This is a genomic window from Vibrio sp. TRT 2004 (assembly GCF_050113735.1).
Classification (GTDB): domain Bacteria; phylum Pseudomonadota; class Gammaproteobacteria; order Enterobacterales; family Vibrionaceae; genus Vibrio.
Window position 1 is genome coordinate 1 of record NZ_JBNJOH010000070.1, and the last position, 14,356, is coordinate 14,356.

The 14,356-nt window shown below is 44.9% G+C and carries 12 protein-coding genes and 1 tRNA gene; 1 reads left to right on the forward strand and 12 read right to left on the reverse strand.

The window, feature by feature from the left end:
• Positions 1–398 precede the first annotated feature (398 nt).
• From ACQEXR_RS18955 to ACQEXR_RS18965, 3 genes are all read right to left on the reverse strand, one after another.
• The gene (locus ACQEXR_RS18955) at positions 399–1,655 is read right to left on the reverse strand and encodes an HD-GYP domain-containing protein (protein ID WP_427020928.1); all 1,257 of its coding nucleotides are present in this window, start codon (positions 1,653–1,655) and stop codon (positions 399–401) included.
• A 130-nt stretch (positions 1,656–1,785) separates the two neighbouring features.
• Positions 1,786–2,190: a VOC family protein gene (locus ACQEXR_RS18960; RefSeq protein WP_427020929.1), complete on the reverse strand. Its 405-nt coding sequence runs from the start codon at positions 2,188–2,190 to the stop codon at positions 1,786–1,788.
• Between the two features lie 395 nt (positions 2,191–2,585).
• Positions 2,586–2,670 (reverse strand) — tRNA-Leu (locus ACQEXR_RS18965).
• A gap of 192 nt (positions 2,671–2,862) precedes the next feature.
• Here ACQEXR_RS18965 and ACQEXR_RS18970 point away from each other — a divergent pair.
• A complete protein-coding gene (locus ACQEXR_RS18970; protein ID WP_138971970.1) occupies positions 2,863–3,339 on the forward strand; it encodes an RDD family protein in 477 nt (158 codons plus the stop codon).
• Positions 3,340–3,395: 56 nt separating this feature from the next.
• Here ACQEXR_RS18970 and luxS read toward each other — a convergent pair whose 3' ends face one another.
• The 9 genes from luxS to ACQEXR_RS19015 all read right to left on the reverse strand — a co-directional run bounded on the left by luxS (position 3,396) and on the right by ACQEXR_RS19015 (position 13,838).
• Positions 3,396–3,914, reverse strand: a complete 519-nt coding sequence (gene luxS, locus ACQEXR_RS18975) for an S-ribosylhomocysteine lyase (protein WP_138971969.1) — start codon at positions 3,912–3,914, stop codon at positions 3,396–3,398.
• A gap of 29 nt (positions 3,915–3,943) precedes the next feature.
• Positions 3,944–4,540 (reverse strand): hypothetical protein, encoded by a 597-nt coding sequence (locus ACQEXR_RS18980; RefSeq protein WP_138971975.1) that lies wholly within the window; start codon positions 4,538–4,540, stop codon positions 3,944–3,946.
• 12 nt (positions 4,541–4,552) lie between these two features.
• Positions 4,553–6,121: a glutamate--cysteine ligase gene (gshA, locus tag ACQEXR_RS18985; protein ID WP_427020930.1), complete on the reverse strand. Its 1,569-nt coding sequence runs from the start codon at positions 6,119–6,121 to the stop codon at positions 4,553–4,555.
• A 109-nt stretch (positions 6,122–6,230) separates the two neighbouring features.
• On the reverse strand, positions 6,231–9,089 hold the full coding sequence (locus ACQEXR_RS18990) for a M16 family metallopeptidase (RefSeq protein WP_427020931.1): 2,859 nt from the start codon (positions 9,087–9,089) through the stop codon (positions 6,231–6,233).
• Between the two features lie 9 nt (positions 9,090–9,098).
• Positions 9,099–9,560: a YqaA family protein gene (locus tag ACQEXR_RS18995; RefSeq protein WP_331427277.1), complete on the reverse strand. Its 462-nt coding sequence runs from the start codon at positions 9,558–9,560 to the stop codon at positions 9,099–9,101.
• Positions 9,554–10,504, reverse strand: a complete 951-nt coding sequence (locus ACQEXR_RS19000; RefSeq protein WP_427020932.1) for an NADP-dependent oxidoreductase — start codon at positions 10,502–10,504, stop codon at positions 9,554–9,556. Before ACQEXR_RS19000 ends, ACQEXR_RS18995 begins: the two co-directional genes overlap by 7 nt.
• Positions 10,505–10,627: 123 nt before the next feature.
• Complete coding sequence (locus ACQEXR_RS19005) at positions 10,628–11,758, reverse strand: sodium ion-translocating decarboxylase subunit beta (RefSeq protein WP_426953407.1); 1,131 nt, start codon at positions 11,756–11,758, stop codon at positions 10,628–10,630.
• A 9-nt stretch (positions 11,759–11,767) separates the two neighbouring features.
• Positions 11,768–13,549, reverse strand: a complete 1,782-nt coding sequence (oadA, locus tag ACQEXR_RS19010; protein WP_427020933.1) for a sodium-extruding oxaloacetate decarboxylase subunit alpha — start codon at positions 13,547–13,549, stop codon at positions 11,768–11,770.
• 31 nt (positions 13,550–13,580) lie between these two features.
• Complete coding sequence (locus ACQEXR_RS19015; RefSeq protein WP_138971962.1) at positions 13,581–13,838, reverse strand: oxaloacetate decarboxylase subunit gamma; 258 nt, start codon at positions 13,836–13,838, stop codon at positions 13,581–13,583.
• Between the last annotated feature and the right edge of the window lie 518 nt (positions 13,839–14,356).

The window sequence follows — 14,356 nt, forward strand, 5'->3', positions numbered from 1 at the left end:
TAATTTGAAACCCCTCTTTATTTAGAGAAATTTCTAATTGGATTATCATCAACGAGTGCCCACACAGATTGATAGGTTTATATTGTTAAAGAGCTTTGCTTTTTGAGAACACTTTCTCTCGAAGCGGAGGTGAATTCTAGCGAGATAATTTGAAGAGTCAAACACTTTTTCAAATTTATTTTATTAGAAGCTTTTCACCTCGCTGACTATTGCTGAAGCCTTGCGGCGTCTGCCCTGTCAGTGGATGCGCATTATAGGCAGTTCCTTTTTTAAGGCAAGCAAAAAGATGCATTTTTTTCATAAAAAAAGGCCAAGTGGACATTAATTACTCAGACCAACATTTACACCCATTTTACCCTCAGGTTAGCCACGAGTTGTTCACAAATCACTGTGGATAACTAGTCATCTGAATCAAAAAAGTATGAAATCCGTGAGCGTGGATTTAGGTACTCCCTTACTTTATCCGGAAGTTTGTTAGGTAAGATTGCATTAACTATCTTTATTTCTCTTTCAGCTAAGTCAATGATTGGCGCTTGAGTTCTGGGTACAGAGGGATCGTAGATAAGAACATTAGGAAAGAGAATGTTCTTAGAGTTCACAGAGATAACCAAACCGACCATATCATTCGATAGTTGTACAACAGTGCCTGGAGGATAGATCCCCATAAACTTAATCAATAAGCTCAGATTCTCGTTGTTATATAGATGCTTGCAGTTTTTGTAGAGGTATGAGAGCGCAACATAAGGAATTTTTTGGTCAGCGGCGACATTAGTATGACAAAGATTGTCATAGGCATTTGCCACAGCAACAATTTGGGTTAGCTCATCAATCTGATCTTCTTTCAATCCTTCAGGGTAACCGGAACCGTCATTAAGCTCATGATGCTGCGCTATGACTGTCCGAGCACTTTCAGGAAAACTCGCCATATTAGCCGCGATCTCTAACCCATATTTTGTATGCAGTTTTAGATAGTTTTTTTCAGGTTCAGTAAGAGGAGTCGGTTTACGCAATATCGCTGTAGGGACTTTCACTTTCCCCATATCATGGAATAAAGAAGCGAAAGCGACTTCCTTTATTTGATCTGCACTCAGCATTTTTGCTTTGGCGATCATCATCGCGACCACGGAAACATTGAGTGAATGAAAGTAAATGTCTTCAAATTCACTCTTACCATTCATCAAGTGCAGCGTAACGTTGTCATCACTTAGTAGCTTATCAACGATATCATTAACGAGTAGCGTCGCCTCATCAACGGCTTGTTCTGGTCGATTGCGGATCTTATTCATGACCGCTCTCATGCGCGACAACGAGCGCTCAAACTCTTTTTCACAGTTGATGACACGTCGTCGGTAGGCACTAAGTTTTTCAATCCGATCTTGTTTCTCTTTCCAGAGCTTTTGCGCTTCGAGATCGACTTCACTATCAACAGGTTCCTCTACTGAGCTAGATTGACTTGATGAGGGAAGTGGTTGCGTATCACTTTGATTTGGGTTTATGAAGACGTGCTTAATCCCTAAGTGACGAATCATACGAATTTGTTCTTCGTCTTTCACTTTGAAGCTATTGAATAAAAAGGGATGCTCGTTCCATTTAACCGGAAGACGAATATGCAACCCTGGCTGTAGCCTATCTACAGTAATTTTGATGCTCGCCACGATCTATATACAACTTTATTTACTTACTTATTAATGAATAATTTTAGAGTAATGGGAAAACGAAATCATTATCTATGCGCTGGAATGAGAGATATCTTACGTGAAATTCATAGCTTCAATGTATATCAAACTATACAAGGTTGCAGTGTAGCATCCAGCGGACACCAAACTGATCTTCTACTTTACCAAACCGAGCGCCCCAAAATGTGTCTGCCAGAGGCATCATGACGTGACCTCCTTCCGATAACTTGTCAAAGAGCCGACCTTGTTCATCGATGTCTGTCAGAACAACCGACAAAGCAATATTGTTGCCAGAGAGCTCTTTTGCAAATACACCATCAGATAACATCAATTTCATGCCTGATGCTTGAAACTCTGCGTGCATTATCCAATGTGGGTCTGGTCCTTCTATCTCTTGAGGCGCATCTTTAAACAGTTGCTTAGAAACAGTAACGCCTCCGAAGCAGTTCTGATAAAAATCAAGTGCTTCTTGGCAGCGTCCTGCAAAGAATAGATAGGGAGTGAGTTGGTACATTTTCAGCCTCCATCTTGATAATTTAAAGATAGACAACTTTTCCCTAAGCCACAGAAAATTTAAGTAAACCACTCAAGGCATGCGCAACAGAGCGTAAAACACATCGATAGTACGTAAGGCCACTGATTCTGAATGACCATCTGTCTCTTCATTGGAATAAACCAGTACTGACGAACGTGCTTTAGGCGAGAGAAGGGGCAGAAGGCTCATGGAACGACAGTTACAATGTTCATCCCCAAAAACGACGAAAGGCCGCTATAAAAGCGACCTTTCTATGTATGTTACTGGCGGGTGACTTGGCTGGGCAGGCACTTCTGACGCCATGCTGGGTTTGAACTCACAAACTCCAGATACAACAAAGCCCCGACTTGCGTCGAGGCTTTATCGTTTAAATATGGTACCGGTGGGCGGACTTGAACCGCCACGCCCGAAGGCAACGGATTTTGAATCCGTCGTGTATACCAATTTCACCACACCGGCATCTCTGGGCTATTGCCCTTTGATGTTTGGCATTATACGTATGCCAATGAATCGTGCAAGTGCAAAAGACTGAAATAACTATCGTTTGACGATAAAATAGCCACAAATTGATAAGCTGTGCGCAAGCTCTCTTTTCAGATCAAAACTGAAGCTATATTCTTTCGCCTTATTTTGTTTGGGTAAGTAGGTTTTATGTCAACGATTGACACTTTGCCACCAGCAGGCTTGTTTCGCCGCTTAGGGGCTCTTTTTTACGATGGACTTATTATCATTGCCGTAGAAATGATGGCAGCGGGTATTGTTATCGCTATTTTGCATGCATTGATGGCGATGGGCATCTTTAACGTAGGTGGATTTGAAGACGTGAGTGACTTCCTCACTAACCACCCGATTTGGAGTCCGGTTTATACCGCGTATTTGGCCTTCGTATGGATCTATTTCTTTGTTTTCTTCTGGACCAGAGCCGGTCAAACGTTAGGTATGCGTGCATGGAAACTGCACTTGCGTAGCATAGACGGAAAACCTGTTTCAGTCACACAGGCACTAATCCGTATTGGTACTTCGGGTTTTGGTCTCGCTAATTTTACAGTTCCATTAGATCCACAAAAACGAGGATTTCATGATATCTGGGCAAAAACACAAGTTGTGGTGCTGCCGAAAGCAAATTAACGTTTTAAAGATAGTAAAAAGGAAGGCTGTTGCCTTCCTTTTTCATTTCAAACTGTTCAGTCTACTTTGAGCTCTTTAAGCATCGCTTCTGGTAACGCCAACTCATCGTTTTTGTTTACTGAGATACCAGCAGCTAGAATCGCTTCTGCAATCTGTTTCGCCTCATCCAGAGAATGCATCGCCGCAGTACCACACTGATACTCATTGAGTTCAGGGATCTTATTCTGACTTTCAACTTTTAGCACATCTTTCATCGCAGCTAACCACGCGTCGGCAACTTGCTGCTCTTGTGGAGAGCCGATTAGACTCATGTAGAAGCCGGTACGACAACCCATAGGTGAGATATCGATAATCTCGACACTTTCACCGTTAAGATGATTGCGCATAAATCCTGCGTAAAGGTGTTCGAGAGTGTGAATTCCTTTTTCAGATAAGATGTCTTTATTTGGTGCGGTAAAACGCAGGTCGAATACCGTAATGGTGTCACCCTTTGGGGTGGTCATTGTTTTCGCAACACGAACTGCTGGTGCATGCATTCGGGTATGATCAACGGTAAAACTATCTAATAACGGCATTGTCCTTCTCCATTTCTACTTCTCTGGTACTAAAAGAACCAGCTTCTATTGTTTTCTAATTCCTGTCGGCACTGTTTAAGTTGCCAACCATAATCCTTTGCCTGCTGCTCGACTTTTCGAGCCACGCGAATTAGTGACGGTTTCGACTGATAACTTTTCCGTTTATAGCCGCCGCGACCTTCATGATAGGCTAAATATTGGTTGTAAGCATCCCACTTGGAGATGCCGAGTTGTTTCTGAGTTTCACTCGTGTACCAACCTATAAACATGAGTGAATCTGAGAAGTCTGTCCGAGAGCCGCCATGATCGGTCGACTTTTGGAAATCTTCCCAGGCAGGATCCTGCGCCTGAGCGTAACCATAAGCGCTACTGACTCGTCCCCACGGTATAAAACCAAGCAAATAGTCTTTAGGCGGGCGAGCATCATGACGAAAGCTACTCTCTTGTTTGACAATCGCCATTGAAACTTGAATCGGAGTTCCCCACTCCTTTTGCATATCAATAGCGTCGTCATACCAGCCTGGCTTTTCTCGAAAAATCTCGCAAAGGTTCGACTGATCTTTAGGCGGGGATGTCGCACACCCGCCAACTAAGGACACACTAAGGAGGAGTGAAAGCTTCCTTATCACGATGCGACCTTAAGACTTTAAATAAGAGAAGTACTCTTCAAGATACTGCTCGAAACTCAATTCATCAGATGCTTCAACGTCAAGTTGAGCCTGAACAGAACGAACCACTTCACTTTCCATATCCGCTTCACTGTACGTTCTGTAGCTGCGGTTTAAGTGGTCATTGCGATATTGCTTACCCAACTCACATCCAATTTTACCCAACCCGCCAAAGCGCTTAGTATCTTCGAGTAACTTGCCCGATATGGTGTTCTCAGGGTTATCTATCCACGAAAGTAGCTTGTAGCAAACCGCTTGGTATGCTTCACCACCCATCGCCTCATCCATTTTTTCTGCGATCTGGACTAATTCCACAAATACACGTTTTGCCCAGTCTTGTAATGTAAGGACTTCACCCCTACAGCCAATTTGCATTTCGAGACCTGGCTTACGACCTTCGATGATGACTCGATTCCAGTTGTCACGCCAGCACGCTTGTTCACAGTAATCCATGGGCTCAGACTCAGTCAGTGCTGCCCACGTTAAGAACATATCTAAGAATCGTACTTGATCCTCATTGATACCGATTGAGCTGTAAGGATTCACATCTAACGATCTGACCTCAATATACTCTACGCCACCACGAGCCAGCGCTTCTGATGGTTTTTCGCCAGACTTAGCGACTCGTTTTGGTCGAATTGGCGCGTACAGCTCATTTTCAATTTGAAGTACATTGCTATTGAGCTGAAGGTACTCGCCATCCACTTTTACCCCGATCTCAGCAAACTCATTCGAAGGAGTGCGTATCGCGGTATTCAAACCATCTAAATACTCTTCGAGGCTATTAAAACCTATTTTTAGAGAGCTTTGAGCACTGTTGGTATAGCCCAAATCACTCATTCTCAGCGAGGTGGAATACGGCAGATAAAGCGATCCACCAATGCTTTCAAACGGTAATTTGCTGTCTCTGCCCTGTACAAACGACGAACATAACGCTGGCGATGCACCAAAGAAGTAAGGGATTAACCAACCAAAACGGTAATAATTGCGAATCAAACCAAAGTAAGCGTCTGACTTACTCGCCTGACGCTGCTCTTCGTTCTGGTCACCTAACAATTGCTGCCAAAAACTCTCAGGGAAAGAGAAGTTGAAATGCACACCTGAGATAATTTGCATCAAGCTGCCATAGCGACGCTTTAAACCTTCGCGGTAAAGCGTTTTCATTTTCCCAGAGTTAGAAACACCATATTGAGCTAGGTTGATATCATCTTCACTACCGACATAACACGGCATAGAAAGCGGCCACATTTTTTCTTCGCCCAGCTTAGTCTGAGTAAAGTGGTGGATGTCCTCTAACTGTGCAATCAGGGTTGATATGTCATTCGATACCGGCGTAATAAATTCCAGCAATGACTCGGAGAAATCGGTGGTGATCCAGCTATTCGCATAAGCGGAACCGAGTCCTTCAGGATGTGGCGTTGTTGCAAGATGACCATCTTGGTGATAGCGCAGCGTTTCACGCTCCACACCACGTCCAAAACTCTTAAATACTTCTGGGTTTTGTGCAACTCGCTCAAGTCGCGCAGCAAATTCAGTCAAAATGAGGTTCGCTTATATCTAAGGTTTGGTAGTTCTACCAAACTGGCTAAACAAATTCATAAAGGGTGACCCATGTCACCCTCTAGCTATGCACTATGTTATGTGTACTCTAACGGATGATTTCAAGCTCTTCTATCGGAATCTGCAAACTTTCTAATTGTGGCTTCAGGGTTTTGGCATCACCGACGACAATGATTTGGTAATCATCTGGTGTAAACCACTTCTTCGCCAACTCGTCTAAAGTCTGCTTATCTACCGTTTCAACGATCTCATTGCGTTGCTTGAGGTAGTCTTCATCAAGACTGTACGCAAGAATACTACTAAGCAGTCCGGCTTTCTGTGAAGGCGTTTCATACTTTAGTGCATCTTGTTGACCGACCGCTAAGCGTAAAAATTTCATCTCATCATCAGTCATTCCATTCTGACTGTATGCCTTTAACTCTTTTTCAAGCTCAATGATCGATGGAACAGTTGCGTCAGCACGAACCTGTGTTGAGAACACAATCGCACCCACTTCTCGATTCGATGCTAGATAACCGCTAGCGCCATAGGTGTAACCTTTATCTTCACGGAGATTCTGATTGATTCTACTGTTGAAGTTCCCAGCTAAGTTAAAGTTAGCCAATTGGGTTAGGTACACTTCCCCCGTTGCATCAAACGGTAGACCTTGACGCACCACGCGTACCACACTTTGTGGTGCTCCTGGCTTATCCACCAAATAAAGCTTTTTCTGCTGATTTTCCTTAACAAGTTGCGGTCTTAGCAGTGGGGCAACTTCTCCCTGCCAAGAATCAATAAAGGCTAACTGCTGTTTGATCTGTTTCCTATTGATGTCTCCAACAACAACTATTTGTGCTCCCTGCGGAGTGTAATGTTGTTTGTAGAACGCTTTGACGTCATCCAAGGTTAATGCTTCCAGTGACGCTTGCGTACCATCATTGGAGCGCTGATATACCGTCCCGTCAAAAAGTACCTGGCGGGTTGCTTGAGAGGCCAACCAACTTGTTTGTTGGTGCTGGTAGACGATACCTTCTAGCATTTGCTTTTTGATGCGCTCAAAATCTTGCTCACGGAATGCTGGCTTAAACAGTACCTCTTCGACAATTTTAAGTGTCTGAGGTAGGTTTTTCTCTAAACTAGAGACTGAAATACTGGTCGTGTAATTTCCCGCTTCTACGTTAAGCGTACTCCCTAGCTTATCCAACCGCGCCTGTAACTGTTCAAGAGTCGAGTCCAGTGTCGCCTCTTCCATCATAGCCGCAGTTAAGTTCGCCAACCCTTCTTTGCCTTTTTTGACATAACGCTCTCCAGCAGGAAAACTAATTTCTAGCTGTACAGTCGGCGTTTCAGCGCTCACCGTACCCAACAGTTCAGCACCATTGTCAAAATAGAGGCGGTAAAGTTTCGGCATTTGTGCCTTAACACTTTCAGCGACTTGAGGCATCACAGAACGATCAAAGTTGTCCTGTGCACGACGATACGCGAGTTGGTCGTCAGTGACCTTTTGGTATTCAGGCAACGTTCTTTGTGGCGTGCTGAACGTTACAGGCGCAGCAGAAAATTCCGTCTTACCTTTAGGTACCACACTTAAAGCAACTTTAGGGTGACCGTTAACGTAATTTTTATAGGCGTCCATCACCGACTCTGGGGTGACCGCACGAATTTGCGCTAACTGAGTCTGAATTCGGTCTGGGGTATTGAAGAAAGTTTCATTAGAAGCAAGCTGCGATACTTTGCCTCGCACACTTTGCAATGCGAAAACCGACTGAGCCTCAGCCATTCCGGTAATTTGATCTAATCGGTTGTTATCTATCCCTTTTGCTTCAAACTCACCTAGGGTTTGCATCAACTCCTGATACAAAGGTTTCAGAGCGCTGTTTTCCCCCGAAGGTGCCATTGCATAAACGTAAAAATTACAGGCTAACTCTGCGCAATCTTGGAAAGCCCCTGCATCAACGGCTTTCTGAGTTTTAACCAACTTTTGATACAGCAAACTATTCGCACCATTACCCAATACGTTGGCAAGGGCGTTTAAGGAAGCCTGCCCCTCAGCACCATTGTAGGTTGTCGGCCACCCAAGAATGAGCATCGGTTGCTGAATGCGGTCTTCTAACGTGACATAACGATCTTCAGTTAGCTTGGCTGGCTGTTTAGGTGCCTGCTCTACCGCTGGCCCTGATGGAATCGATCCAAAGTACTTACTTACCCACTCTAAGGTTTGATCAACATCGAGATCACCACCAATGGTTAGGACTGCATTGTTGGGGCCATACCATCTCAGGAAAAACGCTTTGAGATCATTAACATCAACACGGTCAAGATCTTCGACATAGCCTATCGTCTGCCAAGAATATGGATGTCCCTCTGGGTACATCGCTTCGCCCATTTTCTCCCACATCAAGCCATACGGACGGTTGTCATAGTTTTGCGCGCGCTCGTTCTTCACTGTATCACGCTGAATTTCAAACTTGTGTTGTGAGACTGCATCAAGCAAAAAACCCATACGGTCAGATTCAAGCCACAACATTTTCTCAAGTTGATTTGAAGGCACCGTTTCAAAATAATTCGTGCGATCCCGATTGGTCGTTCCATTCAGAGAACCACCCGCCTCGGTGATGATCTTAAAATGTTCTTGATCGCCAACATTCTCACTGCCCTGAAACATCATATGTTCAAAGAAATGAGCAAAACCTGACTTGCCTACCTCCTCACGAGCTGAACCTACGTGGTAGGTAACATCAACATGGACAAGTGGATCTGAATGATCCGGAGACAATATCACTGTCAGCCCATTTTCTAACTGATACTTTGAATATGGGATCATTGCCTTACCTGGCTCAGCATCCACTTCTTCAATAAGAGTGACACCTTCAGGTAAGGAGGAAAAGAAAGGTACAGAAGAAAGGTTGCTAGAACTGCAACCATATAGTGCAACAAGAGAAATAGCACCAAGCCAAATCTTTCTCATGACATCCCCTTAGAAAAAACCGAAAAAAACTGCAGCAAGTAGAATGTAACGGAGTGCTTTACCAATCAGTATCAACCAAAAGCAAGGCCAAAAACGCATCCGTAGCCAACCCGCAGCTAAGCACAATGGATCACCAATCACTGGCAACCAGCTAAAAAGAAGCGACCAATAGCCGTATTTATTTAGCCATAATAAGGCTTTATGACCATGTTTTTCGTTCTGAGTTCGGTTTGGTAGCCATAATCCAAGCCAAAAATTCGTTAAACCACCAAGAGTATTACCTAACGTAGCAACGGCAATAATATAAAAGGTCGGGTATTGGTTTAAGCTCAAGGTAGCGATCAGCCCGGCCTCTGAACCTCCAGGCAATAAAGTGGCACTGAGGAAACCACTTAGAAAGAGTACCCACAGTGCCGAGTCTGAAAACCAAAGAGCGAAAGATTCGAATGCGCTGTTAAACGCTTCTAACATTGCATATCAAGCAAGACCTTGCCTCTTGTGTGACCGGTTTCAATCTGTTTATGTGCTTCAGCAACCTGTTCGAATGGGTACACCTGATGAATCTCAGTCTTGACTAAACCAACACTCACCATGTAGAGAAGCGCATCAAGTTGCTCTGGGTTTGGATCAACAAGCATTCCCGTTGCTTCAAAGCCTAGAAGTTTCGCTTTCTCACAAATCAACTCTGCGGAAAGAGTGGGAACCGTTACCACTTTCGCACCATCTTTTAAGCATTTAAGTGCATCAAGAGCGGCATCACCACCAACCAAATCGATAAGCACATCCGCTTCTTCGACTCGCTCGGAAACAGGAGCAAACTGGTAGTTGATCGCATGAGCACCTAGAGTTGCCATATAATCCAAATTCGCTTCGCTACAAGTAGTAAAGACTTCTGCCTTAGCCGCAACGGCAACCTGAATCGCAATGTGACCCACGCCACCCGCACCAGCGAGAATCAGAACACGCTGGCCTTCTTTCACCCCAGCCTTATCCAAGGCCTGTACCGCTGTTTGGCCTGCCAGTGGAAGAGCAGCTGCCGCTTCAAGCGTGATAGAATTTGGCACAAGACTTAACGCGGTTTCGGGTACACAAACAAATTGGCTATAACCGCCCCCTGCGAGAGGGAAACCAATAAAGCCTGCAACATTGTCGCCAACAGCAAAACGCTCGACACCTTCTCCAAGCGTGATAATTTCACCGGAGATATCATAGCCGGGTACCCAAGGCAGGTTATCTTTATTCTGAGAAGCTGCCCAGCCTAAACCTGCCCGCGTTTTTACATCTATAGGATTAACACCAGAGAAATGGACCTTAACCAGTACTTCACCCGCTTTAGGTTCTGGAATTGGTGAAGTTTGAATAACGAGAACGTCTGGATCACCAAATTGTGAGATTGCGATTTGTTTGTTTTCCATTTCTTCATTTCCCTATCGATATAAAAAAGGGATGCGAAAGCATCCCTTTGAATATATACCATTTATTGCTAGCAAGTTAACCACTTACTCTCAATTTGACCAATTACTAACCGTAATTCACGCTTAGCCAACCAAGGCAAGCAAAATACCGGCAGCTACCGCCGAGCCAAGAACACCAGCTACGTTAGGTCCCATTGCGTGCATTAATAAGAAGTTTTGTGAGTTTGCCTCTAAACCTACCTTGTTTACAACACGCGCTGCCATTGGTACAGCAGAAACACCGGCAGCACCGATCAATGGGTTGATATTTTCTTTAGACAGCTTGTTGAGTAATTTCGCCATCAAGACACCACCCGCAGTACCGATACTAAAAGCCACAGCCCCTAACGCCAGAATGCCAAGCGTTTCAACATTAAGAAACTCTTCGGCTTGCAGCTTAGAACCGACGCCTAGCCCCAAGAAGATAGTCACAATATTGATGAGTTCATTTTGTGCAGTCTTAGATAGACGGTCTACAACACCAGCTTCACGCATCAAGTTGCCAAGGCAGAACATACCGACCAGCGGTGTTGCTGATGGTAGGAACAAGATCGTCATTAGCAGAACAGCCAGTGGGAATAGAATCTTCTCACCTTTTCCAACATGGCGAAGTTGAGCCATTTGGATTTTACGCTCTTCCGGTGTCGTCAGCGCCTTCATAATAGGCGGTTGAATGATAGGAACCAATGCCATATAGCTATATGCTGCAACGGCAATCGCACCCAGCAGATCTGGAGAGAGCTGACTTGCTAAGAAAATAGCCGTCGGGCCATCTGCGCCACCAATGATCGCAATCGAAGCAGCATCAGGCATGCTAAATTCCATACCCGGCACATAGTTAAGTAGGATCGCACCAAATAGTGTTGCAAAGATACCAAACTGAGCTGCCGCACCTAACCATAACGTCTTAGGGTTTGCGATAAGAGCACCGAAATCGGTCATCGCGCCAACGCCCATGAAGATAAGTAGTGGGAAAATACCCGACTCTATACCTACATAGTAGACGTAGTAGAGCAATCCGCCCTCTTCCGTAAACCCTGCGTTAGGGATGTTCGCTAAGATGGCACCAAAGCCTATAGGCAAAAGTAGTAGCGGCTCAAAGCCTTTGCGAATGGCCAAAAACAGCAGTGCGCACCCGACCAAGATCATGCAGATCTGGCCAAATTCAAAGTGAGCGATCCCTGTTTCTGACCAAAGAGTCATTAATCCTTCCATGAGACTCCCTTACGCCAGACTAAGTAGTGGAGCACCAACAGTCACAGAATCACCTTCTTTGACATGCAGATCTTGGACGATGCCACCACGGGCAGCACGGATTTCTGTCTCCATCTTCATAGCTTCAAGAATCAATAACACATCACCTTCTGCAACCTGAGCACCGCTCTGAACGTTAACCTTGAAGATGTTGCCCGCTAGTGGAGCAGGTACTGTTTCTGAATTGCCCGCAGGTGCCGCAGGAGCCACAGCTTGAGTATTAGCACCCGATTGAGCAGGAGTTACTGATGTCAGCTGACCTTGTGGACCAACTTCAACATCATAAACCTGTCCATCAACCTTCACGCTGTAAGTTTCAATACCACCTTGAGCTGGTTGAGCCACAACTGGTGTTGGCTCTTCTTTACCCGGTGCTGGTTCAAACGCGTCTGGGTTGTGACGGTTTTTAAGGAATTTAAGTCCGACTTGTGGGAATAATGCATAAGTCAGAACATCATCGACCGTATCTTCTGCTAGCGAAATACCTTCCGCTTTAGCCTTGGCTAAGAGATCATCGGTCAAAGTTTCCATTTCAGCTTCAAGCAAATCAGCAGGACGACAAGTAATCGCTTCACCACCATCAAGCACTTTCGCCTGAAGCTCTGCATTAAGCTCAGCAGGTGCCGCACCGTACTCACCTTTTAGGACACCAGCCGTTTCCTTGGTGATACTCTTGTAACGCTCTCCGGTCAGAACGTTGATCACCGCTTGGGTACCCACGATCTGTGAAGTAGGAGTAACCAGAGGAATGTAGCCAAGATCTTGACGAACACGTGGGATCTCTTCTAACACTTCATCAATACGATCCGCTGCACCTTGCTCTTTGAGCTGGCTTTCCATATTGGTCAGCATGCCACCTGGAACTTGAGCAATAAGGATACGAGAATCGACGCCTTTCAGTTGACCTTCGAACTTGGCGTACTTTTTACGTACTTCGCGGAAATACGCCGCGATTGGTTCGATCTGATCAAGCTTAAGGTTAGTGTCACGTTCAGTGCCCTGAAGCATAGCCACAACTGTTTCAGTTGGCGTATGACCGTAAGTACAGCTCATTGACGAAATAGCCGTATCAAGAATATCGATACCAGCTTCGACAGCTTTCACTGCTGTGGCAGTCGAAAGACCCGTGGTCGCGTGGCAATGTAAAGCAAGCGGCACATCACACGATGCTTTGATACGTGTAATAAGATCTTCCGCTTCGTAGGGTTTCAGAAGTCCCGACATATCCTTGATACAAAGCGAATGGCAACCGAGATCTTCTAGACGCTTAGCAAGGTCTACCCAAGTCTCGGTATTGTGGACCGGACTGGTCGTGTAAGAGAGTGTACCCTGTGCATGAGCACCAACATCAACCGTCGCTTTAACGGCTTTTTCAAAGTTTCGCACGTCGTTCATCGCATCAAAAATGCGGAACACATCCATACCATTGGTATGGGCACGCTCAACAAACTTTTCTACTACATCATCAGCGTAGTGACGGTAACCCAATAAGTTTTGGCCACGCAGTAGCATTTGCATTGGTGTGTTAGGCATTGCTTTCTTTAATGCACGTAAACGCTCCCAAGGGTCTTCGCCCAGGAATCGAATGCACGCATCAAACGTAGCACCGCCCCATGTTTCTAGAGACCAATAACCGACCTTATCGAGCTCTTCCGCGATAGGTAACATATCCTCTAGACGCATACGCGTCGCGAATAGCGACTGATGGGCGTCACGAAGGACCACATCTGTTAAAGCTAGTGGTTTAGACATGCTCATTAACTCCTTTTAATCCTATCAAATGCTATTTAGCCACCGAAGTACGGTACTGATGTACCGCTGCGGAAATTGCCGCAACAACCTTCGGACTCACAGCAGAAGATGGTAATTGAACTTTGTTATTTTGATTTGGTACAGCGATCGGCTCTGGAACTTCTTCTGGCAAAAGTTTAGACATCAACCGAACGAGATAGACAAGAATAGTGAGGAATATAAACACTACAACCATCCCTGTAAGCATCAGGGTTGCAGCGTCTACTAGCAGGCTTCCAATATTATCCATTTTTGCATCCTTTCTTTGTCATCCTGACAACAACATTAGGCCTCTCGAAAATCATCATCATGACGATAGATAAACACTAACGTATACCGGCATGATGCCGGTGCTCTTGTTGCCAGAACATACAGTAAAATCCTGACAAGAGGCTTAGGATTATCTCGATTGGTTAAACTTTGTCAATTTTGTTTAAGAAGCTATTGACGATAAAGCACAGATCTAGGGAATTATTCGTCACACAAATCACATAAATCTGCAATATTTAGCCAAATGAGCATAAATAACTGTGGGTTTTATGACCTTATGACAAAACATCATGTGTTACTGAGATGTGGGTAAAAGAAATGGCAAAATCGCTGTAGAAACAACTAGTTGTAATACTAGTGTTTAAAGAATGTTGCAAAGGTGTTAATAAAAAGCCCTGCTATTTCTAGCAGGGCTTATAATGTGGCGCGTCCTGGAGGATTCGAACCTCCGACCGCCTGGTTCGTAGCCAGGTACTCTATCCAGCTGAGCTAAGGACG

Bases quoted from the DNA above. Each gene is read 5' to 3' on its own strand.
- ACQEXR_RS18960 (WP_427020929.1), bottom strand. From the start codon at position 2,190: ATGTACCAACTCACTCCCTATCTATTCTTTGCAGGACGCTGCCAAGAA.
- ACQEXR_RS18970 (WP_138971970.1), top strand. From the start codon at position 2,863: ATGTCAACGATTGACACTTTGCCACCAGCAGGCTTGTTTCGCCGCTTA.
- luxS (WP_138971969.1), bottom strand. From the start codon at position 3,914: ATGCCGTTATTAGATAGTTTTACCGTTGATCATACCCGAATGCATGCA.
- ACQEXR_RS18990 (WP_427020931.1), bottom strand. From the start codon at position 9,089: ATGAGAAAGATTTGGCTTGGTGCTATTTCTCTTGTTGCACTATATGGT.
- ACQEXR_RS18995 (WP_331427277.1), bottom strand. From the start codon at position 9,560: ATGTTAGAAGCGTTTAACAGCGCATTCGAATCTTTCGCTCTTTGGTTT.
- ACQEXR_RS19000 (WP_427020932.1), bottom strand. From the start codon at position 10,504: ATGGAAAACAAACAAATCGCAATCTCACAATTTGGTGATCCAGACGTT.
- ACQEXR_RS19005 (WP_426953407.1), bottom strand. From the start codon at position 11,758: ATGGAAGGATTAATGACTCTTTGGTCAGAAACAGGGATCGCTCACTTT.
- oadA (WP_427020933.1), bottom strand. From the start codon at position 13,549: ATGTCTAAACCACTAGCTTTAACAGATGTGGTCCTTCGTGACGCCCAT.
- ACQEXR_RS19015 (WP_138971962.1), bottom strand. From the start codon at position 13,838: ATGGATAATATTGGAAGCCTGCTAGTAGACGCTGCAACCCTGATGCTT.